Source organism: Streptococcus sp. oral taxon 061, assembly GCF_013394695.1.
Classification (GTDB): Bacteria; Bacillota; Bacilli; order Lactobacillales; family Streptococcaceae; genus Streptococcus.
On record NZ_CP058258.1, the window covers coordinates 1605473 to 1629290 of the forward strand.

24 protein-coding genes are annotated in these 23818 nt (G+C 38.9%); 7 read left to right on the forward strand and 17 right to left on the reverse strand.

The genetic code is table 11. The annotated features are described in order from the left end of the window. Positions 1 to 143: 143 nt before the first annotated feature. From HW271_RS07870 to HW271_RS07880, 3 genes are read left to right on the forward strand one after another with little or no spacing between them, the layout of a single operon-like run. Positions 144 to 449 (forward strand): rhodanese-like domain-containing protein, encoded by a 306-nt coding sequence (locus HW271_RS07870; protein ID WP_006150962.1) that lies wholly within the window; start codon positions 144 to 146, stop codon positions 447 to 449. Positions 450 to 468: 19 nt separating this feature from the next. Beyond that, positions 469 to 2124: an FAD-dependent oxidoreductase gene (locus HW271_RS07875; protein WP_178895528.1), complete on the forward strand. Its 1656-nt coding sequence runs from the start codon at positions 469 to 471 to the stop codon at positions 2122 to 2124. Then, the gene (locus HW271_RS07880; protein ID WP_178895529.1) at positions 2114 to 2407 is read left to right on the forward strand and encodes a rhodanese-like domain-containing protein; all 294 of its coding nucleotides are present in this window, start codon (positions 2114 to 2116) and stop codon (positions 2405 to 2407) included. The genes HW271_RS07875 and HW271_RS07880 overlap by 11 nt, the downstream gene beginning before the upstream one ends. Positions 2408 to 2504: 97 nt before the next feature. Here the strand turns inward: HW271_RS07880 and HW271_RS07885 are convergent, their stop codons facing one another. After that, positions 2505 to 2762, reverse strand: coding sequence for a metal-sensitive transcriptional regulator (locus HW271_RS07885; RefSeq protein ID WP_006150993.1), 258 nt, complete (start codon positions 2760 to 2762; stop codon positions 2505 to 2507). Between the two features lie 486 nt (positions 2763 to 3248). Between HW271_RS07885 and HW271_RS07890 the strand changes: the two genes are divergently transcribed. Continuing rightward, complete coding sequence (locus tag HW271_RS07890) at positions 3249 to 5261, forward strand: DUF2079 domain-containing protein (protein ID WP_178895530.1); 2013 nt, start codon at positions 3249 to 3251, stop codon at positions 5259 to 5261. Between the two features lie 48 nt (positions 5262 to 5309). Here HW271_RS07890 and HW271_RS07895 read toward each other — a convergent pair whose 3' ends face one another. From HW271_RS07895 to dltB (HW271_RS07950), 12 genes are all read right to left on the reverse strand, one after another. After that, the gene (locus HW271_RS07895; RefSeq protein ID WP_178895531.1) at positions 5310 to 6164 is read right to left on the reverse strand and encodes a VOC family protein; all 855 of its coding nucleotides are present in this window, start codon (positions 6162 to 6164) and stop codon (positions 5310 to 5312) included. 130 nt (positions 6165 to 6294) lie between these two features. Further along, complete coding sequence (locus HW271_RS07900) at positions 6295 to 7797, reverse strand: zinc ABC transporter substrate-binding protein AdcA (RefSeq protein WP_178895532.1); 1503 nt, start codon at positions 7795 to 7797, stop codon at positions 6295 to 6297. Positions 7798 to 7806: 9 nt separating this feature from the next. Continuing rightward, a complete protein-coding gene (locus HW271_RS07905) occupies positions 7807 to 8613 on the reverse strand; it encodes a metal ABC transporter permease (protein ID WP_178895533.1) in 807 nt (268 codons plus the stop codon). Then, the gene (locus HW271_RS07910) at positions 8606 to 9310 is read right to left on the reverse strand and encodes a metal ABC transporter ATP-binding protein (RefSeq protein ID WP_178895534.1); all 705 of its coding nucleotides are present in this window, start codon (positions 9308 to 9310) and stop codon (positions 8606 to 8608) included. Before HW271_RS07910 ends, HW271_RS07905 begins: the two co-directional genes overlap by 8 nt. Then, complete coding sequence (gene adcR, locus HW271_RS07915) at positions 9310 to 9750, reverse strand: zinc-dependent transcriptional regulator AdcR (RefSeq protein ID WP_178895535.1); 441 nt, start codon at positions 9748 to 9750, stop codon at positions 9310 to 9312. Before adcR ends, HW271_RS07910 begins: the two co-directional genes overlap by 1 nt. 246 nt (positions 9751 to 9996) lie before the next feature. Further along, entirely contained in the window at positions 9997 to 11265 is a 1269-nt protein-coding gene (gene dltD / locus HW271_RS07920; RefSeq protein ID WP_178895536.1) for a D-alanyl-lipoteichoic acid biosynthesis protein DltD, read from the reverse strand. Then, entirely contained in the window at positions 11258 to 11497 is a 240-nt protein-coding gene (dltC, locus tag HW271_RS07925; protein WP_178895537.1) for a D-alanine--poly(phosphoribitol) ligase subunit DltC, read from the reverse strand. Before dltC ends, dltD (HW271_RS07920) begins: the two co-directional genes overlap by 8 nt. Before the next feature lie 13 nt (positions 11498 to 11510). Beyond that, positions 11511 to 12755, reverse strand: coding sequence for a D-alanyl-lipoteichoic acid biosynthesis protein DltB (gene dltB, locus HW271_RS07930; RefSeq protein ID WP_178895538.1), 1245 nt, complete (start codon positions 12753 to 12755; stop codon positions 11511 to 11513). Continuing rightward, positions 12752 to 14302 (reverse strand): D-alanine--poly(phosphoribitol) ligase subunit DltA, encoded by a 1551-nt coding sequence (dltA, locus tag HW271_RS07935; protein ID WP_178895539.1) that lies wholly within the window; start codon positions 14300 to 14302, stop codon positions 12752 to 12754. The genes dltB (HW271_RS07930) and dltA overlap by 4 nt, the downstream gene beginning before the upstream one ends. A 20-nt stretch (positions 14303 to 14322) precedes the next feature. Beyond that, on the reverse strand, positions 14323 to 14454 hold the full coding sequence (locus tag HW271_RS07940) for a teichoic acid D-Ala incorporation-associated protein DltX (RefSeq protein WP_049525793.1): 132 nt from the start codon (positions 14452 to 14454) through the stop codon (positions 14323 to 14325). Between the two features lie 451 nt (positions 14455 to 14905). Then, on the reverse strand, positions 14906 to 16078 hold the full coding sequence (dltD, locus tag HW271_RS07945; RefSeq protein ID WP_178895540.1) for a D-alanyl-lipoteichoic acid biosynthesis protein DltD: 1173 nt from the start codon (positions 16076 to 16078) through the stop codon (positions 14906 to 14908). A gap of 37 nt (positions 16079 to 16115) precedes the next feature. After that, entirely contained in the window at positions 16116 to 17270 is a 1155-nt protein-coding gene (dltB, locus tag HW271_RS07950; RefSeq protein ID WP_178895541.1) for a D-alanyl-lipoteichoic acid biosynthesis protein DltB, read from the reverse strand. Between the two features lie 380 nt (positions 17271 to 17650). Here dltB (HW271_RS07950) and hslO point away from each other — a divergent pair, with 380 nt between their 5' ends. Both hslO and dusB read left to right on the forward strand, forming a co-directional pair. After that, positions 17651 to 18523: an Hsp33 family molecular chaperone HslO gene (gene hslO / locus HW271_RS07955; RefSeq protein WP_178895542.1), complete on the forward strand. Its 873-nt coding sequence runs from the start codon at positions 17651 to 17653 to the stop codon at positions 18521 to 18523. After that, entirely contained in the window at positions 18510 to 19490 is a 981-nt protein-coding gene (gene dusB, locus HW271_RS07960) for a tRNA dihydrouridine synthase DusB (protein WP_178895543.1), read from the forward strand. Before hslO ends, dusB begins: the two co-directional genes overlap by 14 nt. Before the next feature lie 50 nt (positions 19491 to 19540). Here the strand turns inward: dusB and HW271_RS07965 are convergent, their stop codons facing one another. Further along, on the reverse strand, positions 19541 to 20227 hold the full coding sequence (locus HW271_RS07965; protein WP_178895666.1) for a YoaK family protein: 687 nt from the start codon (positions 20225 to 20227) through the stop codon (positions 19541 to 19543). A gap of 123 nt (positions 20228 to 20350) precedes the next feature. Further along, positions 20351 to 21037: a hypothetical protein gene (locus tag HW271_RS07970; protein WP_178895544.1), complete on the reverse strand. Its 687-nt coding sequence runs from the start codon at positions 21035 to 21037 to the stop codon at positions 20351 to 20353. 262 nt (positions 21038 to 21299) lie between these two features. Between HW271_RS07970 and HW271_RS07975 the strand changes: the two genes are divergently transcribed. Further along, on the forward strand, positions 21300 to 21530 hold the full coding sequence (locus HW271_RS07975; RefSeq protein ID WP_178895545.1) for a hypothetical protein: 231 nt from the start codon (positions 21300 to 21302) through the stop codon (positions 21528 to 21530). Between the two features lie 51 nt (positions 21531 to 21581). Here the strand turns inward: HW271_RS07975 and HW271_RS07980 are convergent. Beyond that, a protein-coding gene (locus HW271_RS07980; RefSeq protein ID WP_178894523.1) for an IS3 family transposase occupies positions 21582 to 22930 on the reverse strand; the annotation gives its coding sequence in 2 pieces (ribosomal slippage) (positions 21582 to 22489 and positions 22489 to 22930; 1350 coding nt in all). Between the two features lie 74 nt (positions 22931 to 23004). Further along, the gene (locus HW271_RS07985) at positions 23005 to 23778 is read right to left on the reverse strand and encodes an NUDIX hydrolase (RefSeq protein WP_178895546.1); all 774 of its coding nucleotides are present in this window, start codon (positions 23776 to 23778) and stop codon (positions 23005 to 23007) included. Between the last annotated feature and the right edge of the window lie 40 nt (positions 23779 to 23818).

Sequence of the window (23818 nt, forward strand, 5' to 3'; positions counted from 1 at the left end):
CATTAACCTATCAACCAACTCTTTAGTTTGTAAGTTGGCATCTTGTATACTGAAAAAGAAACAATACTAATCAATTCAACTTACTTGACAAAAGCGTTGCTTAGTGGTTTAATATACCCCATAAGGGTATATCGGAGGTGCCTATGTTTCATTTATTTACAAAAATTGATAGTATTTCTACCAGCGAATTGGAAGCTAAACTCAAGGAACCAATTCAACTACTGGATGTGCGGACGCCTACGGAATTCCGTAGAGGCCATATCAAAAACGCCAAGAATGTTCCTCTAACCGAAATCGGAGCTTACACACCTGCGACAAATGAAACACTTTATGTCATTTGCCATTCCGGTGTTCGAAGCAAGATGGCTGCTAAAAAGCTAAAGAAAAAAGGCTATGATGTTATCAACGTCCGAGGTGGTATGAGCGCTTGGACAGGCAAGATCATATAGAACAAGAGGGAGAAAATTAATGAAAATTATCATTATTGGAGGAGTTGCAGGCGGTATGTCTGCAGCAACCCGTCTCAGACGTCTCTTAGAAGACGCTGAAATCACTATTTTTGAGAAAGGTCCCTTTGTTTCCTTTGCAAACTGCGGACTTCCTTACTATGTTTCAGGAGAAATTGCAAACCGTGATAGTTTATTAGTCCAAACCCCTGAAAGTCTCAAGGCACGGTTTAATCTGGATGTACGACCTTTCCATGAGGTCATCAGCATTTCCCCAGCAGAGCATACTGTGACTGTCCGCCATGATGGACAGGAATTCACAGAAGGCTACGATAAGTTGATTCTCTCCCCAGGAGCTAAGCCATTTGTTCCTGCCATTGATGGCTTGGCAGAAGCTAAGAATGCTTACACGCTCCGCAATGTTCCCGATCTTGACGAGATTATGGCTGCCTTGGACAATCATCCAAAAGAAGCTGTCGTTATCGGTGCAGGCTTTATCGGGCTTGAAATGGCTGAAAACCTGGCGAAACGTGGATTACAAGTTACCATCGTTGAGAAAGCACCCCATGTCTTGCCATCATTAGATCAAGAAATGGCAGCCTTTGTCCAAGCAGAATTGGTTAAAAACAGCGTCCGCGTTATCACTTCTCAGTCTGCGACTCGATTTAAAGACCAAGGAAAAGTCATCGTTCTTGAAAACGGTCAGAAGATAACTTCTGACCTCACCATCCTTTCTGTCGGTGTTGAACCTGAAAATAGTCTGGCTAAAGCTGCGGGGATTGAACTGGGACTTCGTGGCGGGATCCTGGTCGATGAACATTACGAAACCAGTCAAAAAGATATTTTTGCAGTTGGGGATGCCATCGTCGTCAAGCAAGAGATTACGGGCCAAGACGCTCTCATCTCACTCGCTTCTCCTGCCAATCGTCAAGGACGCCAAGTGGCGGACGTCATCGCAGGACTTGGTCGTACAAACAAAGGCAGTATCGGCACTGCGATCGTTCGTGCCTTTAATATGACAGCTGCTTCGACTGGTCTTAGCGAGCGTATCCTTACCATGAATCAACTTCCTTACAAGGCACTTCATGTCAGCGGGAAAGATCATGCTGGTTATTATCCAGGAGCTACTGATATTACCTTGAAACTCCTCTTCGACACAACCAGTGGAAAAATATACGGTGCCCAAGGAGTTGGGAAGAAAGGTGTTGACAAGCGAATCGATATCCTAGCAACTGCTATTAAAGCAAATCTCACTGTCTTTGATTTGCCAGAGTTAGAGTTTTCCTATGCACCGCCATTTGGCTCTGCCAAGGATCCGGTCAATATGCTGGGTTACGCCGCTATGAACCTCATCGAAGGTCTCAGTGACAATATCCAGTGGTACCAACTAGAAGATGAACTGGCTAAGGGCAAAAAGTTCCTAGATGTACGAACAAGTGGCGAATTCCAAAGTGGTCGACTTAAGGTTGACACCATCCACATCCCCCTAAACGAACTACGGGAACGCTTGGATGAACTAGACAAGAACCAAGCCTACATCGTTAGCTGCCACAGTGGTTTACGCAGCTATATCGCAGAGCGTATCCTCAAGCAAGCAGGATTTACCGTCCAAAACCTTGACGGCGCTTATTCACTATACAAAATGGCGAATCCAGAAGGAGTAGAATATGCTAACTAATATCAGCATGGCTGACTTTTATGAAAAATATCAACATGAACATCTAGATCTTATCGATGTCCGTGAAGTACATGAATTCCAAGCAGGACATGCACCAGGTGCCAAAAATCTTCCGTTAAGTACCTTGGAGCAAGGCTACAAAGAACTCAAACCTGACCATGAATACCATGTCATCTGTCAAGGAGGTGTACGTTCTGCCTCTGCCTGTCAATTTCTCAGCGCCCAAGGCCTCACCGTTACCAATGTAGAAGGTGGCATGAATGCCTGGCCAGGTGATATTTAATAAATAAAATTCAAAAAGAGCAATTGGTCTAATTTCAAGAAAACCAACTGCTCTTTTAATCATTTGTTCACTATTTAAGAGAAACGTATGTTTTTTATTACTTGCGTTTAATCAAGTATTTAACCGCCTTTTCCAATCTTTCCTTCTGTGCTTGAGGATCCTCTAAAGGGTCGTTAATACAAGATGTTAAATTCTCCGTTATCATCAGTTCAATAATACGATCAACACTGGATCGCACTGCTGTTAATTGAGTAATGATATCGACACAATCACGCTCTTCCTCCATCATTTTTTGAATACCTCGCAATTGACCCTCTGAGCGTTTGAGGCGTGTAATGTATTTTGAATTTGTCATATCTTTATCCTTAAACGATTTTTCTACATTATATCTCTAATACAGACCTTTGTCAAAAGGAGCACTTATCTTAAAGGTAAAGACTTCTAGTTCCCCACTCTAACTCGCGTAACGATACCGTCTTTGTCAGTCATGCTTAATTCTGAGGATGAAAACCACTGAGTTACCGCTTCGCTACTTTTAGATTGAGCAAATACTTTTAATAATTCCTCTTTGTTCTCAATTTCAGCCACATAGTAGGCTAGGGCTTTGAAGGATTTTTCTTACTTGAGTATAGTTGTGGCTTGTTTTCAGAAAAGGTGGTTTTCATAATTTCATCTTTTCTTTACTTTTTATTTCAAAAATGCTAACTGATAATACGATGAGTAATTCTTCAAAAATTGTAAGAGATATTTTTTAAAGGCAACTCAAAACTATATAATAATCAGTCACAAACTAAAGAAATTACTTTTTTATGATAGAATACTAGTTGGAGGACTTTATGAAATGAAACGAATTCTAACAAACTTGATAGAGCAACGAATGTATTACTTATCTTGTTTACTCGGAGCCTATCTTCTGATGATTTTGATCGAATTGTTAACTTCAACACCACACGATGTATTTCTCGCCTTAGCTCCCGTGTCAGCTTTAATAATAGGAACTTTTTTTATAGTTGGGTCCGCTTTGATTCTTTTTGCTAAAAAATTTCCTGCATTAAGTATTTTCAAAATCAATACTTTATTATTAAACATTGTATTATTTATTGCTATCTATAAGAGCATGTCCTTTTTCTTATCCCTAGGTTTGCTATTATTGACATTAATATTATATATAGGCAGTTTTTTAAGAAAAGAAAAACTTTCTTTTTCATATCTGCTCGTCATTTTATTCACAACACCTCGTCTCTTGACATTGGCCAGTTCAAACTTCCAAGATACTGCACTTGAGTTTCATGCTTTCAATCTGGCAGACACTCGATTTAACATCATTATTTGGCCTGTTATCTTTGCTGGTTTGCTTTCGGGAGCTACCCTTCTTTTAATTCACAACTCTCCGCTTAAGCAATACTTAGAGCGCTACAAAAAATTACTAACCTATGGTGTATTTTCTATAGTTGCTCTCTATATAGTCTATCTCTCAGTTGTTTTTGTCTATAAGGTAAAAACCTTTGATGGTTCCACCTTTGATATTGGTCTATTCTCACAGATGTTTCATCGGATGAGTACTGACTTGACAGCCATCACAACACTCGAACGTGATCGAGTATTATCTCACTTTGCAGTTCACATCTCACCCATTTTCTATCTGATGTTACCTTTCTACAAGCTTTTCCCGCATGTTGAAACTTTAGAAGTGCTACAAATTTGGGTTGTGTTCTCTGCAGTTATTCCTTTAAAATTGCTTCTCTCCAAATTGAATCTATCGAAATTGGCAAACATTTTGACAATTCTTTGGTTCGTACTTTTACCTGTATTAACTACTGCAGGAGGTTATCACCTGCATGAAAATTGTTTCTTGGTTCCTTTGATATTTTGGGTATTCTATTTCATAGTAAATGAGAAGAAGTGGGGTATTCTAATATCCACTATCCTACTACTTTTGGTCAAAGAAGATGCTTTTATCTATGTTATTAGCATTGGTATGTATTTCTTATCACAAAAACGCTTCTTTCTAACCACTAAGACAAGGAAATGGATTGTTTTTTCAGAATTTGTTTTACCAGTTCTCTACTTTGGATTTTCAATGTATCTTTTAAAGACTTATGGAGAAGGAGGGTTAATTTCTCGATATGATGCGTTCTTAATGAGTAACGAGAGCGGGATTTCTAGTGTGTTAAAAAATTTGCTTCTTCACCCGACTTTCGCTATCAGCCATCTGTTTATGGCTAAAAAGTTAGGATATTTATTCTTAACCCTTGCCCCTTTATGTTTCTTACCTTTAATTCAAAGAAACTGGTCAACTTACTTCCTTAGCCTACCATTGATTGTCATAAATCTATTGTCAGATTGGCCTTATCAACATGACATCGGATTTCAATATAGCTACGGTACTAGCGCTTTACTCTTTATTATGGCTTTACTAGCTTTGGAAGATTTAAAATTGCACAAACTCATTAACGAAAAAATTGTGATTTCATTTATTTTTGTTGGCATGATTTTTTCTGGTACTATTCTTCATCGCCTTACTCAAAGTTGGTCTTTCAACATTGGCTATTATCAACAAAATAAAGAGAAATTTGAAGCAATCAAATATGGCCTAGAAATTCTACCAGAAGATGCCTCAATCGTTGCAGAAGGAGGCTATACACCTGCACTTAGAAAACATCGGGCCCTATACGATATTTTCTACCACAACCAACGAAAAGCCGACCCATCAATTGATTATGTCGTAATTCCACGTGAACAAAAAGGGAAGAACGATGTCTATGATCCTTTAATTACTAGCTATGAAACACTAGGATATAAAGAAAGTAAGTACGCAACAAAAGAACTTTTCATTCTCGAAAAACCTGAATAAAAAAAGAGCGGTTCAAACTACTTTTAAAGTAGATTGAACCGCTCTTTTCTAATTTCTTACTCTAATTCGAGTCACAATGCCATCACCATCAGTTATCCTAAATCCTGCAGAAGAAAGCCACTGTGTTATCGCCTGATTGCTTTGTGACTGAGCAAACACCTTTAACAACTCCTCTTTGTTCTTAACTTCAACGACATAGTAGGCTAGCCCCACCATTCCTTGCTCACGAGGAGCTAAGTTTTTACCTCCCCATTCGTTAACTGCTAGATGATGATGGTAATCCCCTGATGCAATCCAACTAGCGTGTGGTATCGTGAATTTATCTTCAAGACCGAGAGCAGATTGATAGAAAGAGCTAGCTTCTCGGCTGTTTTTAACAGATAGGTGAACATGACCCATGCGAGTGCCACTTGCGATTGCAAAAGGCTCTATTTCTTTTCCTAGTTCGTAGATATCTTGTGCAGACAGCTCTTCTGTCACACCGATAATTCGTCCATCCTCACGAATATCCCACTCGGTCACAGGCTTGTCTCTATAGAGTTCTATGCCATTACCCTCCAGGTCTTCTAGATAGACAGCTTCACTATAGCCATGATCAGCTCCACCAACTAATGGAATCTTTAAGTCTAACAAGTGTTTAAAAACATTAGCCAAATCTTCACGACTCGGCAAAAGAAGGGCCATATGATAAAGACCACAACTTTGCTTAGGATTGCTAATGTCATCTGTCTTAATTAGCCGAACTAGCGGTTTCCCACCGGCACCTAAAAGAACTTGATTTTCCGATTGAATCAAAATCTCCAACCCAAGCAACTGATGATAAAATGCTGTCTGACTTTCTAAGTCCTTGACATTTAAAGCTACTTCAGCCAAATGAATGCGACTATTATACTCGTAAACCATAGAAAACCTCTCCTTGTTGTAACTATTTTTATTACACCTATTATACTCCCTTCTCAGCCAATGTCAATCCAGATGCTTATAGATGAAAAAACAAGAACAATCCTCCCCATGTAGGAAGGATTGTTTCGCTTTAATGAGCCAACATTTCTTGGGCGATTTCTTGACCAGATAAATTCTCTGGATAGTAGGTTGGCCAGTTGTCCATCTCTTCAAAGAGGGCTTCTTGGCTAGTTCCTCCAAAGAAAATATGGAAGTGCCCAGTCTTAACTGGCGCGATATTGTGGTCACTGAATTGAACATACTTAAATTGTCCAGCATCCGCATCTGTCGCTTCAAAGAGATAACGAACTCCTCGATTCCCTTTCTTATAGGTCAAGATTTTCTTGCCGACATACTTGTATGTATATTTTTTACTTTGGTCACCTTGAATGAATTCCATGGTGTTATCCGTGATATTAATCTTAGATACATCGGTTTGATAGCCTTTTTGATAGTAGGCTTTGTATTCATCCTTAGTCATTTTGCCAGTCAATTTAGCCTTGTAGTCAAAGACTTGATCTAGAGTACCATTTTCGAGGAAAGGAAAAACAGACTGCCAGTTGCCAGCATAGTCACTCAAGGTACGGTCCTTAACATCTGCATCCTCAAAGTAACCATTTTGAACGGTTTTAGTTTCCTCTGCTTTTTCTGGTTCAATTTCTGCCCCTGCCTGGTCAGTTGTTTGCTTGAGAGCTTTGAGATTTTTCTCCATAACAGAGATATAGTTCTCTCCCGCCTTCATATCCTCTTCGGTTAAACTTTCAAGAGGATTTAGAACGTCTAACTTCACTCCTGTTTCTTTTGAAAGAGTATTGGCTAGAGCTTGAGAGGCATTTTCTTCAAAGTAGATATAAGAAATCTTGTTTTTCTTGATATATTCGGTCAATTCTGCCAAGCGACTTGCTGACGGCTCCGCATCTGGCGATAGTCCTGAAATAGAAACTTGATTGAGTCCGTAGTCCAATGCTAGATAACGAAAGGCCGCGTGTTGAGTCACAAAACTCTTTTGTTTTGCACTAGAAAGTCCTTCAGTATAAGCCTTGTCCAAAGCTTGTAGTTTTTCGATATAAGCTGCTGCATTTTGTTCAAAAGTCGCCTTCTTATCTGGATAGTCAGCTGAAAGACTATCACGGATATGTTCTACAAGTTTGATTGCACGCGCAGGAGACAACCATACATGAGGGTCATACTCGTGATGATGACCTTCTTCACCGTGGTCATGGTCTTCCTCCTCTTCACCTCCTGGAAGAAGCAACATATCTCCAGTAGCCTTGATTGTTTTTACTTTTTTCGCATCTAGTGAATCTAAAAGCTTGGGAACCCAAGTTTCCATATTTTCATTCTCATAAACAAAGGCATCAGCATCTTGAATTTTAGCGACCGCCTTAGGTGATGGTTCATAGTCATGTGGCTCTGTTCCAGCCCCGATTAAGAGTTCGACATTGGCTGTGTCCCCTGCTACTTGCTTGGTAAATTCGTAGACAGGATAGAAAGTTGTAACGATATTTAATTTCCCGTCTGCTTGTTTTTGATTGGAACAAGCGACTAAGAATAGTGTCACAAGGCTTGCCAAAAGTAGGCCTAGTTTTTTCATGTACTTCTCCTATTTGATAAAACGTTTGAATAAGCTGACTAACAAGAAGACAACTACAAAGATAAGAGTGATACTTGCACTAGGAGGTGTCTCTGCATAATAGGAAATATAAAGTCCTGCCACCATGCCTAGAAAACCAATAGCGCTAGCAAGTATCATCACAGAACTAAAGTTTTTACCTAGACGCAAAGCAATACTTGCTGGTAGGACCATGATAGTCGATACCAAAAGCGCCCCCGCAGCTGGTATCATGAGGGCAATAGCCACACCAGTTACCATGTTAAAGAGAATAGACATGGTACGCACTGGAAGACCATCGACAAAAGCTGTATCCTCATCAAAAGTTAGAATATACATAGGTCTTAAAAAGAGGAAGGTCAGGATTAAAACAACCGCCGCAATGATAAAGAGTCCAATGACCTGCTCTTGACTAATGGTCACAATAGAACCAAAAAGGTATTGGTCCAGACTCATAGAGCTAGAGCTCTTACCCTTACTCATGACAATAAGTGAAACTGCAAGTCCTGTAGACATGAGAATAGCTGTCCCAATCTCCATAAAGCTTTTATAAACCGTACGTAGGTATTCAAGGAAGACCGCCGCAATCAAGACAATCACAATGGTTGAAATAGTCGGAGAAATCCCCAAAACCAAGCCAACGGCAACCCCTGAAAGGGAGACATGACTCAGAGTATCACTCATAAGACTTTGACGACGCAAGATAAGGAAGGTCCCCAGAACTGGCGAAAAGAGACTCATGGCAATAACTGCCAAAAAGGCTCGCTGCATAAAATCATAAGACAATAGATTAAGCATGCTCCACCTCCTGGTCACTTTCATGGACATTGAAGCAACGCCATGGGGAATCTTGGTCTCGGACCAGGTGAATATTACGATCTGCGTAGTCCTTAACTTCTTCAGGATCGTGAGTAATCATCAAAACAGCCTTGCCATGATGATGGGCACTGTGGTGCATGAGTTCGTAAAACTCATCCTTTGTACCCGCATCCATCCCTGTCGTCGGCTCATCCAAGATAAAGATATCAGGATCTGAAGCAAACATACGTGCGATAACAGCCCTTTGCTTTTGCCCACCAGAAAGGGAGCCAATGCGTTTATCCCGATGTTCCCACATACCAACAGAGTTTAAACTAGCCTTGATGTGTTCTTCATCGTGGGCATTCAAACGGCGGAACCAGCCTTTTCTTGGATAGCGACCGGATTTAACAAATTCATAAACAGTACTTGGAAAGCCCGCATTGAAACTAGCAATTTGTTGAGGAAGATAGGCAATTCTTAGTTTTTTACCATGAATATTTGTCTTTGAAATAGTTACTTTCCCAATTCGCGGTTGTAAAATTCCCAGACTAGCTTTGATAAGAGTAGTCTTCGCCGCTCCATTTTCTCCTGTCAGGGTGACAAACTCCCCACTATCAACACTGTAATTGATATGTTCAAGCACAGGTTCCTTGTCATAATAGAAGGATAAATCCTCTACTGTGATGTATCTCATTACTTGATTTCTCCTACTAAAGCAGTTAAAAACCGCTGGATGATTTCTTGTTCATCTGGTGTGAACTGAGTCGCGACCTGCTCATAAGTCGAGAGGGTGTGCTCATGATGATGATGGTGCTCTTCAGCAATTGGTCGAGCTAGGTCTGTCAACTGATAGAAAATGACACGAGCATCCTTGGGATCCTTAGATGTCTCCAACATCCCCTCTTTAATCAAAGATTTGATAGCCTTGGTAACAGCAGCCTGACTGACATTCAGACGACGTGCTAACTCCGAATTGGTCAATGATTCCTCTGATAAAAGCATAAGAATATGCTCCTGGGTATTAGTCAGAGCCACTTCGCTGGTGCAATGACCAATCAAAATTTCGTGCTGGTTTTCAGCTTTGAGGATAACTTCATTTAAAAAATGATCAATATCTTTTGCTAATTGTCTCATGAACTTCTCCTTTCCTAGTTATCTTTTTCTTAAAACAATATAGATCACCATAGATTCTTTACTGGTTAATTATATCATAAACCAAAAAAGAATCAAGAAAAAAGATGAAAACAATTTTTTATGTTTTCATTTTCTCGATCTCTTTTTACTTACCTTTATTCAAATGAAGAGGCCGCTACCACAATGTCCATTACCAAAAATCATCTATTACAAAGAGCCCAAACTAAGGTTCAGGCTCTGTTGCTATTATTGAAAATCTTTAATATTCCCATCGTAATTTGCCCAATCCTGGCTAAAGAAGCGGTCATTCATTTGGTAAATAGGTGCTGTTGTTGGATTGCTCAAAAAAGGATTTACAACCTTATCAAACGCCAACCAGCCTAACCAACCGATATGAATCGTATCCTTGACAAAATAAGGTTCATCACCGTTTTTTGAAAAATCAGCAATATTGGTGAAACCCTGACTCTCCAATTGGTAACGAATTTTTTCGACAGAGTGTTGATACATCTCCTCACTCAAACCTGTATAATCCATCCATTTTTTATTGACAGGTTGAAAGACAAAGAGCACATTGACCTTGGACTTGGCAAATTGATCGAGCACTAGCTGCAAATCATTGTACTCAGAAGACTTGAGAAAGTTGTAATTTTTTTGATAACCTTCCCACTTTTTCAAATCTTTCATTATCTGAGTATTGTAAAAATGGTTCTCCATTCCCAAATCATTATTGGTTGTATTTTCTTCACCCTCTTTTCGAGCGATTTTTTCCAATTCTTCATAAGAAAATTGGTCTGGGAGACTGCTCAAATATTTTTCAATATGATCTTTATACTCTGATCGACCTCGAATCAAGAATTGGCCAAAAAGAGCAGCTTGTTTTTCGTTGAACTCTGCAGAAGCTGTAATAATTGAATGATTAAAGTCCGACAATTGCTCGTTCTTAGCCAACTTCTCAACAATCCCCTTCATCGGTACGCTTGGATTCTGCTTCAAGAGTCTATTAGCCGCATGTTTGGCTCCTATATCTCCCGATTGATTTTCTAAAAAGGCTGTCAACTGATCGTTATTAAAGTAGTTTTGGAAGATGGCTGGCTCATAGTCATCCTCTGTAAACCACTGAGGGGAAATGACAAATACTGCCTGCTTTCCCTCGATTTCTGGCAAGATTTGCTGCATACCGAAATACTGGTTAAGCGAGGCCGCTCCTGCTTGTCCCAAAAAATAGGGTCGGTAGGGGCGACTATATTTCTCCGCCAAGACCGCAGGATGCATGCTGTCGAAACGCATCCATTCACTTGATCCAAAGAAAGGGACAAAACGCATATCGGGATCTGTAAGGGCTCTTACTTTTTGACTTCTTTCCTTAAAGCTTTCTGCACTTATCGAAGCCGCAGAGTATTTCTCCTCCGTCAGATTATGGCTTCTTGTACTTGGATAAAAAAAGATCAATAGAAGAACCAACAATCCCGCTACAAAGATAGGCCCAAAGATTAGCCACAAGCGTTTAAGCATTCTTTAACTCCGTAATCCCTGCTACGATTTTATTAGCCGTATTCCAATCGTCACGACCAAATTCTGTAACCGGGACACGAATATCAAAGCGGTTTTCGATTTCCACAATCAATTCAACTGTTCCCATACTGTCCAAGACACCCGCATCAAAAAGATCCTCATCCATCATGTTAGAAACATCTTCCATAAACAATTCATCAATAATTTCAATAACTTCTGATTTGATATCCATTTTTTAATTCCTTTTATTTTTTAAACCATAAATCATTCAAAAATCCAGAAAAGATTAAGAATGAAGCCATTACGACATGGAAGGTTATCACCATGCCAAGCAACTGAGCCCAACGATTCTCAAGCAAGGGAGGTCGCCCTGCTTTCTTACGTTCCTTATTGAGCGTTTTTTTCTTTCGAACCCAGGCATCATTAATGACTAAGCCTAGTCCATGAAAGAGTCCGTAGGCAATGTAAAACCAAGTTATCCCATGCCAAAACCCCATAAGGAGCATGTTCAGGATATAGGCAATACTTGAAGTCACATTTCGATTCTTAAACAATTTCTTTCTGGTCATCAACATAACCATGCGCATAAAGACAAAGTCACGGAACCAGAAAGATAAACTCATGTGCCAACGATTCCAAAACTCCTTCAAATCCCTTGATAAAAAGGGTTTGTTAAAGTTGATCGGACTACGAATTCCCATCAGATTTGAAATTGCTAGAGCAAACATAGAGTAACCTGCAAAATCAAAGAAGAGCTCCAAACCAAATGTGTACATGATGGCCACTACATAATAGTTAAAGACGCCACCTGTCTGTAAAGCTAAATTCTTTAGCGGTGGTAATAAAATCTCGCCTAAAATATGAGCTAGGATAAATTTATACAGGAACCCCCACATGATAAACCGAACGGATTCAGCTAGCATATCCATCAACTCATCGCGCTCTGGTATCGTCTGATAATTTTCATTAAAACGTTTGAAACGATCAATAGGACCACTTGAAAATGTCGGCATAAAGAGAAGAAAACGCAAATACTCCCACATTTTCAAATCCTTAATGACTCCATCTCTCAGTTCGATGATGATTCCCACCGAACGAAAGGTCAAATAAGAGATTCCTACAAATCCCAGGAGAGATTGTGTTCCGTTAATGGCCGGTTGCACTTTCACAAAGATGATGGGAAGTAACGATAATAGACTTACTAGGTAGAAAATCCATTTGCCATCTCGAATTTTTCGATACTGCTTGTAAAAAAGAACCAGTACAATTTGCCAAATTAGATAGATTCCTAAGGCAGCTATTTGATTAGTCTTGCCACCCGTCAACATGGTAACGATAAAGAAGAGACTAACCAGTATTTCATACCAGGCAAAACGTTTTTTGAAAAAAAGACCGATAAAGATTGGCAAGGTAACAGTAATCACATACAAAAAGTACTGAGGATTCCCATACGGCTCAATATGAGGGAGCTGTTTCAGGAAATCCATCATCTATTGTTGACCTCGCTAATCAACCCTTTGATGTCGATTTTTCCATTTGGAGTTAGCGGCAATTCCTTTCTGTAAAGGAACTTAGACGGCATCATGTAAGACATCATAATATCTTCCAAGTCTTCCTTGATCGCTTTGGTAATATCAATCTCGCGCTCAAATTGTTCTTTGACTCCATCTTTTAAGATGACATAGGCCAAGAGATTTTGAACCTTGTGATCTTTGTTATAGCGTGGTACTGCAACAGCCGAGTCGATGTACTGAGATTTGTTTAAGTTTTGAGAAACATCCTCAAGTTCGATACGGTAACCATTAAACTTAATCTGGAAGTCCATCCGTCCACCATAGAGAAGGAGGCCTTCATCTGTCATGGTTCCGACATCTCCCGTATGATAGGCTGGAAGTCCCTCAAATTCGAAGAAGGCTTCTGCTGTTTTCTCTGGATTATTCATATAACCTTTTGAAACGGCTGGACCAGATACGATGATCTCCCCTTGCTCACCATTTGGCAATTTGTTGCCTGCCTCATCAATGATGAAGGTTGGAGAATCTTCTTTGGTGTAACCAATTGGCAGACGTTTCAAGGTAGCTAACATCTCATCTATGATAGCCACTGCCGACAACGCAACGGTTGCTTCCGTTGGTCCATAAGCATTGATGATGCGTGCATTTGGGAAACGCTCGCGCAATTTCTGAGCCGTTTTAACGGTCAACTCTTCCCCATCAAAGTAGAAATGGGTGATGCCTGGCATCTTTTCAGCATTGAAATCTTCAGACAGCATAGCCATATCTGCAAAAGATGGTGTCGAAGTCCAGATCGCAATTGGAAGAGAAAAGATGGTCGCAAAAAGTTGTTTGAAGTCTTGAGTGATAGCTGACGGAAGGGCAAAAAGCGTTCCTCCAAGAGCTAAGGTCGGTGCCCAATACATGACAGACAAGTCAAAAGAATAGGGTGGTTGCGCCAACATTTGCGGACGCTCTGGCGTTGCAAATTCCTTGTCCGTAATCATCCAGTTGGTAAAGCTGAGCAAGTTATCGTGCGAAATTTGCACCCCTTTTGGTTTCCCAGTTGTCCCTGAGGTAAAGATGATGTAGTAGTTATCATCCCCTTTGACTGGATGTTGCAATTCGTAGGCATGCTGAGCCGCATAAGCTTCATGCACTTGCTCCAAGGACATGATTGGAGCAGCTGGGTTTTCAATTGGAAACTCATTGATGGCAATAATCAGGCTTGGCTCAGCTACTTCAAGAATAGCAGACACGCGCTCCAAGGCAGAGTGGCTATCAATTGGGATATAGGCATGGCCAGATTTGGTCAAGGCCACAAAGGTTGCTAACATTTCATATTCTTGGCCACCAAAAACGACTACAGGAGATTTTTCAGGTAAATCTAGTTGATCGATTGTTGCAGCCAAACTATCTGAATCAGTCTTCAATTGGCCATAGGTATGTTCCTCACCAAGAACGTTATAGACTGGAAAGCTAGGCTGAGTGTGGGCGAAGTGCTCAATCGCTTCAATCATATCTTTTATCGGTTTATTAGACACAGTTCATTTTCTCCTTAAAGTTAAAATTCATTGTAGATAAAGCCACCCTGACCTTGACCAAGATAACTAAAGAAATAAAGCAAACCCAGTAAAACAATAAAATACAAGGCTGTCCGACCAAGAAAGAGGTAGAGTTCTTTTCTCTGTTTCATCAAGAAAAACCTTTCATTACTGTAATTTTCAACTAAAATAAAATCAATTTCTTGCTAACTTATTTTTCTGCTATTATACCACTTTATAAACTATTTTTTCAATTGTTTGCCGTCCATTTTCACTACATTTCAACAACATTAAATTGTTCCATATGATACCTTCTAATGATAGCTTAAATGCTTTTCAGTATAGATTATATTGGGAGCTACAATAAAGTAAGCTCTATACTACCTATAGAGGATTTCCCAACTATAAATATTATAGAGCCTTATCTTATGTCTCACTTTATCAGTGCAGTTCCCTTTATCTAGAGATTTTTATAATATGTAATCTTAAAATTCACTATAGATGAAATCTTGAATGTTCGAAAAATCGGTCACAAAACAGTAGATTACGATGCTTAAAATAACCGTGTAGAAAAACAAAGTCCACAATAGTAAACGATGTGTGTCAGTTAGTTTCATTTGCAAATTTGTAAAGTTCTTTTTCAACTTCCATCCATCCTTTCACCCCAACGTGCATCACGTCAAATAAAAAGTAATCTTCATACTCTTTATTTCCATAGTTTAGCACCGTTGCCCCATGAGCTTTTGCGACATCTTCTATTTTTTTATAAGTTTTCTCCCGCATCTCTCTTGAGACACCTGTATAATCATTCCATTTACCATTTACAGGAAAGATAATGACTTCAACTTCAATTCCCAATTCCTTAGCAACTGTCAAGAAGAGTTCCATATCTGAATACTCTGGTGACTCCAGGTAGCTCAAGTCTTTGTTAGAATCTTTCAACGAAGCATAGCGATCTCTCAAATAAGTATTGTAGTAGTTATTATCCACAGCATAATCATTGTTATCTGTTTTCTTTTTAACTTCTTCTACAAACTTCTTCGTCATCTCCTCCCAATCATAATCCGGCGTTTTATCCCCTAATGAAGGATAATCTGATTTGGCATGTTTTTCATAGAATTTTCGTTTAAGCTTAAAGGAATAAACGGCATTGTCAAGTTCCAACAGTTTTTTATCAATGATTGTCCCTTTTCCTTCTATAAAATAGCTTTTATACTTTTTATAGATATCATTTTGTTGTTTGTTTCCTTTGGTAATCTCAATAATGCGATTAATCAGTTTTTCTTTCGTTTCCTTACTGATTTTCTCGTTATCTAGCATGTGAAAAATATGTTCCTGAGAGGCCTTGTTTAAGAAGGCGTCTTGATGAGTCCCATCCTTTTCGAACCATTGAACAGACTCTACGATGGCTACTTTTCGCTTGCTCATAGCCCCCTCAATCGAGCTCAAGGTCGTAGCTTGAATGATATTTTGAGAATAACTGGTTCCTATCTGCATGATATTAAAATCATTATAGTTAAAGATTTTATTGGGATGGTAATCCTCATTTATTGTCGCAACTAACTCTGAGGAACCCATTAGAACTAGTGTGTTGGGAGTGATATTATTTGTTAGAATATCTCTACTTTTATACTTTTCATAAGAAGTGCTGTAGCGAATACTATTGTCCTCGACTTTATAATAGTCATCAATCTTCTTGACGTATGTCACATTTAAAATAGCAAGAGTCGCGATTACGAGCACAAGCGATAGTAAAAATGCTTTTAACTTAATCATCTTGTTTTGTCCAATCTCCTTGTTTTAGCAAATCTCTTTATCTACTTAGAATTGCCATCATTATCTTATAAGGTTCACCTGAAAAGATAAAGAAGCCAACCATAACTAAATTCATGGTCACAAACCAACTTATTAGCTTGTACCAAGTTTTATTTTTATGATTCTTATAAAAAGTGCTTTTCTTTTGATAAATTTCAAATCCAGACATCAGGATTCCATGGTAAAAACCATAAGCGATGTAGCTAACACTAATTCCATGCCAAAATCCCATAACCAACATATTGACCATATAAGCATAGGCTGCATTGTGTAATCTATTCTTAAACCATTTTTTTCTGATAACCTGCATCAAAACTCTTGAAAATACGAAATCTCTCAACCATGTTGACAAGGTGATGTGCCATCTAGTCCAGAAATCCTTGATATCAATACTCAAGAAAGGCTTATTGAAATTCATTGGTGTCTGAATACCCAAAATATTACTGCTCCCCACAGCCATTAAACTGTAACCCGCAAAGTCAAAGAACAGATAAAGGGTATACAGGTACATATATTTGATTGAATAAATGACTGTGCCAGTATTGCTTAAAGCAAATAGTATCTGGCAAACATAGGTTGATAAAATAACCTTGTAAAGAAGGCCTAGAACGATACGATACACACCGTCCCCTGCTAACTCCAAATACTCTTTTCGAGGCATAACCTCGTTTATCTCTTTTAAAAATCTCCTGCTACGATCGATTGGGCCAGAGCTAACTGTAGGGAAGAAGAGTAGAAACTGCAGATAATCTTTTACACTGATTTTTTCTTTGATTAAACCATCCGATATTTCCAGCATGATTTGGATAGTTTTAAAGGACATGTAAGAAATACCAATAAAAGACAACAAATGTAGCTGAGTTATGGCAAAGACTTTATTGACCACTAAAGGTAAAATGGATAATATAACTAGAGGTTTCAACCGTTTTGAATCCATTCTTTGTGCTATGAAAACTAGGAAATATTGGTAGACGATGAAAGCCAATAGATAAACAACCATAGCCTTACTCTTACCATAGATGGCTCCTGCAAATAAAATTGACAGACTTAAAATATAATAATCCTTACGCTTGCCAAAGTAGTTTAAAACAAAGCCAATCAGTAAAACTACAAACAATAGAAGGAAAAACTCATTCCCCTCAAAATAATTCATACCAGATGGACTCCTTTTCTCTTTTTCTCATCTCCTGATTTGTCATTTAGGATTAGTTCCTATCATATTATCAAGGATAGTTAACTTTATTCATTATATCATAATTTAAAAACTATATACTTCTATTATCCAATTTTCTAAAATAAAAAACCCAAACGACTCTTACTACTAAATCCCAATAACGAGACAAAATTATTTATACAATAAATAAAATTCAAGAGTAAAAAATTGACTTGACTCAGCTTTTTCTATCAAGTCTCCTAAATACATTCGTTATCCCTTTCATTTTCTCCTTCAAGCATAGCATAATTTAAAAAATGCTAGAGAACTAGCAAACACACGGCTCCACCTTTGGGCATTTTTATGCTAAAATAGTAGCTATGGATAAAATTATTAAAACAATATCAGAAAGTGGATCTTTTCGTGCTTATGTACTAGACAGCACTGAAACCGTCCGCACTGCTCAAGAAAAACATCACACTCAAGCTAGCTCAACTGTGGCACTTGGTCGCACTTTGATTGCCAGTCAAATTCTCGCCTCAAACGAAAAGGGAAATACCAAAATAACTGTCAAAGTCCTCGGAACTAGCTCACTCGGAGCCATCATCACCGTTGCAGATACTAAGGGAAATGTCAAAGGTTATGTACAAAACCCTGGTGTGGATATTAAAAAAACTGCAACTGGTGAAGTACTGGTGGGACCTTTTGTCGGCAATGGACAATTCCTAGTTATTACTGATTACGGTACTGGAAACCCATATCATTCCATGACGCCTCTTATTTCTGGAGAAATTGGCGAAGACCTAGCTTTCTACCTGACAGAAAGCCAACAAACTCCGTCAGCAGTTGGACTTAATGTTCTTTTAGATGAAGACGATAAGGTCAAGGTTGCAGGCGGCTTCTTGCTACAAGTATTGCCAAATGCCAAGGAAGAAGAAATAGCCCGTTTTGAAAAACGCATCCAAGAAATGCCAGCCATTTCAACACTGCTAGAGAGTGACGACCATATCGAAGCCCTTCTCAAAGCTATCTACGGCGACGAACCATACAAACGTCTGTCTGAAGAAGAAATTCGTTTCCAATGTGACTGCAGCAAAGAACGATTTATGAACGCCCTTGCAAGCCTTCCGAGCTCAGATTTACAGGAAATGAAGGATGAAGACCACGGGGCAGAAATTACTTGTCAGTTCTGCCAAACTACTTACAACTTTGATGAAAACGACTTGGAGGAACTCATTCGTGACAAATCTTAATACACCTTTTATGATTGGGAACGTCGAGATCCCAAACCGGACGGTCCTCGCACCCATGGCCGGTGTGACAAACTCAGCCTTTCGTACTATTGCAAAAGAACTTGGAGCTGGGCTCGTGGTCATGGAAATGGTCTCTGACAAAGGAATCCAATACAATAACGAAAAGACTCTTCACATGCTTCATATCGATGAAGGAGAAAACCCAGTTTCTATCCAGCTCTTTGGTAGTGACGAAGATAGCCTCGCACGCGCAGCAGAATTCATCCAAGAAAACACCAAGACCGATATCGTCGATATCAACATGGGCTGCCCAGTTAATAAAATCGTAAAAAACGAGGCTGGTGCTATGTGGCTCAAGGATCCAGACAAGATCTATTCTATCATTAACAAGGTTCAATCAGTCCTTGATATCCCTCTCACTGTCAAAATGCGTACAGGCTGGTCTGACCCATCCTTAGCAGTAGAAAACGCCCTCGCTGCTGAAGCTGCAGGTGTTTCTGCCCTTGCCATGCACGGTCGTACCCGTGAACAAATGTATACTGGCCATGCGGACCTTGAAACCCTTCACAAGGTTGCCCAAGCTCTTACAAAAATTCCATTTATCGCCAATGGTGACATCCGCACTGTCCAAGATGCAAAACAACGTATTGAAGAAGTCGGTGCTGATGCCGTTATGATTGGACGCGCAGCTATGGGAAATCCTTATCTCTTCAACCAAATCAATCATTACTTTGAAACAGGAGAAATCCTGCCTGATTTGACCTTTGAAGACAAGATGAAAATCGCCTACGAGCACTTAAAACGCTTGATTGACCTTAAAGGTGAGAATATCGCTGTCCGTGAATTCCGTGGCTTAGCTCCTCACTATCTCCGTGGAACATCTGGAGCCGCTAAACTTCGTGGTGCTATTTCACAAGCAAGTACTCTAGCAGAGATTGAAGCACTATTGCAGTTAGATAAAGCATAATCTTCTATCCACCTCACAAAAAAGGCAAAGCTCAAAAAGAGCCTTGCCTTTTATATATTTTCATCTTGCAAATCTAGTTGCTTCACTCTAGCTATATAGTAGGCCATGATCAAAAACAGATTGAAGCTGACAATCCAAATAGACCATTCATGGAAAAAATGCATCGATACAGCCAAACTAATTGCCCCCAAAACAAAACTCCCTACAACAATTCCATAGTTCAAGGCTTGGCGACGATATTCTTGAACATCTCCCTCTCCTCTAACGATGCGATACAAAGCAGTCAACATCTTTCGGTAATTTCCAGAGGTCATAAAAATGACATAGGGATGATCTTCAATTAAACTACCCGTAAATGTTAGCATCATCATACCTGTTCCAAAAGCAATAAAAGGTACTTCTAGTAAAGGAAATCGAGAAAAGAAGGGCAAAAGAAGAGTTCCAATAAATAAGGGAAGCAACATCTTAACCCGCCAATAGGCTGTTTTGTGATATTCTTTCATGTGTAAGGCAAAAACAAATCCTAGGGAAAAGAAAATAATGGAGCAGAATCGCAACATGGTATTGAGGACATTCGAGTCGTGCCAATCTGATATCAGTAGGAGAATGTTCCCAGTCTGTGTCGCCACCAAACTATGGTACTGGATGTGACAGAACACATCCAAAGAACCACCTATAAATCCAAGAAACACTCCCATGAGTCGTGTATTTTGAGGTAAAATTAATTTATCCACCATTGATTTATCACTCATTCCCTTTTGATTCATTTATTATACCACTTCTATTTAGAGAAATTAAGTGAAAAACAGTTGAACTACTCTTTTATAAATCTAAGTCTAGACTATACTTGAGGTAGTTTTCTATGGTTGAATCAAGACAACACTAGAAACTGTACCATCCGCTCCTGTTGTAATTTGGATGACTTTTCCACCACCTACTTCAGCATTGTATTTCCCATCATCAAGAGTATAAGAATAGCTTTGGATAGAATAGTTTTCTTTCTTACCATCAGCAGATTCTACTGTAAACTGACCACTTGATGAGACAGTGATAGTTTCGCCATTAGCACCCTTCCAATTTCCAGCTGCAGCCGAAAAATCTTTGTCAACCATGGTCAAGACACCTTTATAACGTTTGTTATGTTCTGCCTGCTTGTCTTGAAGTTTGCGATCAGTTGTTGGATCATAAGTTGACTGATTCGGTTTTGCTTGTGTTCCTTGTTGATTGGATGGGGATTGAGAAGGGGCTTGCTTAGCAGAAGATTCTTGGCTCTGCTTTGTTTCTGGTGCCGTTGTTGCTTGCGATTGATTAGGAGTAGACGTCGACTGATCAGAAGATGACGACTTAGTGTTTTCTGATGAAGTTGATGACTTCTGAGTCTTGTTATCTTTACTTGAAGAACTTGCCTTAGAACTAGAAGATGCTTGTGTTGTCTTACTAGAACTATCACTCGCAGTGTTCTCTTTCTTATTACCACAAGCTCCTAATATCAGAGTTGAAGCGAGTACAGTTGCGACCATTAATTTGATAGAAGTTTTGGTTTTCATTTTACACTCCTTTGTAACACTTTTGAAATGTTAAGAAATATTTTTGTAACATTATTGTAATATTTGTTTTTGAATCTGTCAACTATTTATCTAAAATTTTTTAGTACATTTTTCCTACTCCCTCCATATCTTTTATTCGTAAAAAATTTAAAAAAGAAAGATTCTTCCTACTGAAATGCTATCTTTTAAAAGTGTAATCGCTTGCATTTTTTTCTTGAAGGGCTATAATAAAATTGAAATAGGATGTTGGAGGTGTAGGTTTATGTCAAAGAAATATTACAAGTATCTTCCTTGGATGATTATTGGTGCATTCTCTTCTTATGGAATTGCTACTCATTACGCTCAAACAACATTTGATTTGTTCTATTTAACTGCCATTTTCATGATTGTCTATGTGGCTCTAATGTACTTACATGAACATTATTTAAAATATAAATACAAAGATTTATTCATTCGAACCATGAGTAATTCTAATAAAGATAAACATCCTTAAACAAAAAGAGGTCGGGAAAATGTACTGCCCCCAAAAAGTTAGACAATTAATTTACCCAAAGGATTTAGTTCTGTATTGTACAGGACTAAGTCCTTTTAGTTTTACCTTAATTCGTTTGTTGTTGTAGTAATCAATATAGTCTACAATAGCTTGTTCCAAGTGCTCAAGTGACTGAAACGTATTCTCATAACCATAAAACATTTCAGACTTAAGAATGCCAAAGAAAGATTCCATCATACCGTTATCTGGGCTATTTCCCTTACGTGACATAGATGGTTGGATTCCCTTATTCTTTAAAAAATGATGATAGAAATCGTGTTGGTATTGCCATCCTTGGTCACTATGGAGAATTGTATTTTCGTAATGGTTCTCTGTAAAGGCTTGTTCTAGCATAGCTTTCATTTGTACTAAGTTCGGTGAAGTAGAAAGATTGTAGGAGATAATTTCGCTGTTAAAGCCATCTAAAACTGGTGATAAATAAAGCTTTTGACTGCTTGCTGGAATGGTAAATTCTGTCACATCTGTGTAGCACTTTTGCATTGGTTTGGTTGCTTCAAATTGACGTTGAATAAGATTGTCTGCTTTCTTGCCAATCTCTCCTTGGTATGAAGAATACTTCCGTTTACGACGAATTCGAGCACTTAAACCAAGGACCTTCATTAGACGTTGCACCTTCTTATGATTCACTACAAAACCACGATTCCTCAATTCAAGAGTCATTCGACGATAGCCGTAATTCCCTTTATGCTCAGTAAAAATAGCTTGAATTTCAACTTTAACATCATAATCTTTATCGTTTTGATCGAGCTGTTTTAAATGATAATAATAAGTTGAACGGGCAAGCTTAATAATCTTTAGAAGAATCTCTAAAGAAAACTCTGTTACCAATCCTCGGACAATTTCCGTTTTTCTTCTTGCTCTTTTTCGTCCCTCAATCGGAGTTCTCTCAACTTTTTTAGAACAGCATTCTCCGCTCTCAGGTATTCATTTTCTGCTTGAAGACGTTCTAACTCTGTCATCTCTTCAGGTTTCTTCTTTGACTTACGTCCCATTTTAGGTGGTCTCCCTCTTATTTTCTCAACAATAGTATACCCGTTTTTCTTGTATTGTGCCAGCCAATTCGAAAGTAATCCACTACTTGGAAGAGCATAATCCAGAGACACCCTAATTTGTGAACGACCTTCAAGAAGAACTTTATCAATGATCTCTTGTTTTAGTTCAGGAGAATAGTAACAATTCTTTCCTTTTTTGACGATTTTTATCCCATAACGATCAATCAATTTAATCATGTACTGAAGATTAGAAATATTTATCCCAAATTGATTTGAAAGCTTTCTAAAGCTCTCTCCTTGCTTTTTGAGTTCATAGATCCGAACTTTATCTTCATAAGTTAATTTCATAATAAAACACCCCAAAAGTTAGATTTTTTCCTGTCTAACTTTTGGGGTGCAGTTCAAAATCCCGACCTCACTTTTTATTTTAATCGATAAATAGTGATAACTTCCTTTTGAGGAATCCGTTTAAAACCAACTTCCTCTAAGCTATGACAATATTTCGATAAGAAACTATCACTCGTACATGATTTGCCTGGGCATAGAGTCTCAACGAGGGCTAACCCATCATCCACTGTGAACTCATCCTCTAGTAGATAAAGGAAACGAGGGTCATAGTCGATAGCTTTTTTAATTTTCTTGATGGATGTTTGAATAATGGATAAGTGGTCAAATGCAAAGTCCTTCTCTTCCAGTTCTTTTCCATCCAAATAACACTTACCTGTGTGAAAATCAACATCTACAAGAAGGACTTCTTTTGCATCATCTCCTGCCTTAGCCAGGTCAAACGCTCGACCAGGTAGGTAAACCAAGTGGGCAATGGTAACTGTCCAACCCCTGGGATCACGACCAGGAGTAGATACTGTCACTAGCTGCTCAATCTTTTCCAGTGGAAGCTCAAGATTGATTTCTTCTTTTACCTCACGCTGGCAAGCATGGGCAGCATCTTCCCCTTCATCCATAAAACCACCAACTAGCGCTAAGCAATTTTGAAAAGGGTGTGCCTTCCGACGAATCAGAAAGAGCTTCATTTTCCCTTCTACAAAGCAATAGGCTACCATGTCCACAGTCACACTTGGCTTTTCATACTGAGGGAGTTCTTGCTGGTGATACCACTCAAGAAACTCCTCCTGGCTTGCATGAACTTCAAAATACTCTTTTTCTGTCATCCCGGTTGGAATTTTCTGATTCATCATCTTCTACTTCCTTTCTGCATTGATGGCAATGAAGGGTTTC

Excerpts from the sequence above, each read along its gene's own strand:
- dltB (WP_178895541.1), bottom strand. The coding sequence starts at position 17,270 with ATGAATTATTTTGAGGGGAATGAGTTTTTCCTTCTATTGTTTGTAGTT.
- HW271_RS07970 (WP_178895544.1), bottom strand. The coding sequence starts at position 21,037 with ATGAAAACCAAAACTTCTATCAAATTAATGGTCGCAACTGTACTCGCT.
- HW271_RS07940 (WP_049525793.1), bottom strand. The coding sequence starts at position 14,454 with ATGAAACAGAGAAAAGAACTCTACCTCTTTCTTGGTCGGACAGCCTTG.
- HW271_RS07875 (WP_178895528.1), top strand. The coding sequence starts at position 469 with ATGAAAATTATCATTATTGGAGGAGTTGCAGGCGGTATGTCTGCAGCA.
- hslO (WP_178895542.1), top strand. The coding sequence starts at position 17,651 with ATGGATAAAATTATTAAAACAATATCAGAAAGTGGATCTTTTCGTGCT.
- dltD (WP_178895536.1), bottom strand. The coding sequence starts at position 11,265 with ATGCTTAAACGCTTGTGGCTAATCTTTGGGCCTATCTTTGTAGCGGGA.
- adcR (WP_178895535.1), bottom strand. The coding sequence starts at position 9,750 with ATGAGACAATTAGCAAAAGATATTGATCATTTTTTAAATGAAGTTATC.
- HW271_RS07985 (WP_178895546.1), bottom strand. The coding sequence starts at position 23,778 with ATGATGAATCAGAAAATTCCAACCGGGATGACAGAAAAAGAGTATTTT.
- HW271_RS07895 (WP_178895531.1), bottom strand. The coding sequence starts at position 6,164 with ATGGTTTACGAGTATAATAGTCGCATTCATTTGGCTGAAGTAGCTTTA.
- HW271_RS07890 (WP_178895530.1), top strand. The coding sequence starts at position 3,249 with ATGAAACGAATTCTAACAAACTTGATAGAGCAACGAATGTATTACTTA.
- HW271_RS07900 (WP_178895532.1), bottom strand. The coding sequence starts at position 7,797 with ATGAAAAAACTAGGCCTACTTTTGGCAAGCCTTGTGACACTATTCTTA.
- dltD (WP_178895540.1), bottom strand. The coding sequence starts at position 16,078 with ATGATTAAGTTAAAAGCATTTTTACTATCGCTTGTGCTCGTAATCGCG.
- HW271_RS07885 (WP_006150993.1), bottom strand. The coding sequence starts at position 2,762 with ATGACAAATTCAAAATACATTACACGCCTCAAACGCTCAGAGGGTCAA.
- HW271_RS07965 (WP_178895666.1), bottom strand. The coding sequence starts at position 20,227 with ATGGTGGATAAATTAATTTTACCTCAAAATACACGACTCATGGGAGTG.
- HW271_RS07975 (WP_178895545.1), top strand. The coding sequence starts at position 21,300 with ATGTCAAAGAAATATTACAAGTATCTTCCTTGGATGATTATTGGTGCA.
- HW271_RS07910 (WP_178895534.1), bottom strand. The coding sequence starts at position 9,310 with ATGAGATACATCACAGTAGAGGATTTATCCTTCTATTATGACAAGGAA.
- dltC (WP_178895537.1), bottom strand. The coding sequence starts at position 11,497 with ATGGATATCAAATCAGAAGTTATTGAAATTATTGATGAATTGTTTATG.
- HW271_RS07870 (WP_006150962.1), top strand. The coding sequence starts at position 144 with ATGTTTCATTTATTTACAAAAATTGATAGTATTTCTACCAGCGAATTG.
- HW271_RS07880 (WP_178895529.1), top strand. The coding sequence starts at position 2,114 with ATGCTAACTAATATCAGCATGGCTGACTTTTATGAAAAATATCAACAT.
- dltB (WP_178895538.1), bottom strand. The coding sequence starts at position 12,755 with ATGATGGATTTCCTGAAACAGCTCCCTCATATTGAGCCGTATGGGAAT.
- HW271_RS07905 (WP_178895533.1), bottom strand. The coding sequence starts at position 8,613 with ATGCTTAATCTATTGTCTTATGATTTTATGCAGCGAGCCTTTTTGGCA.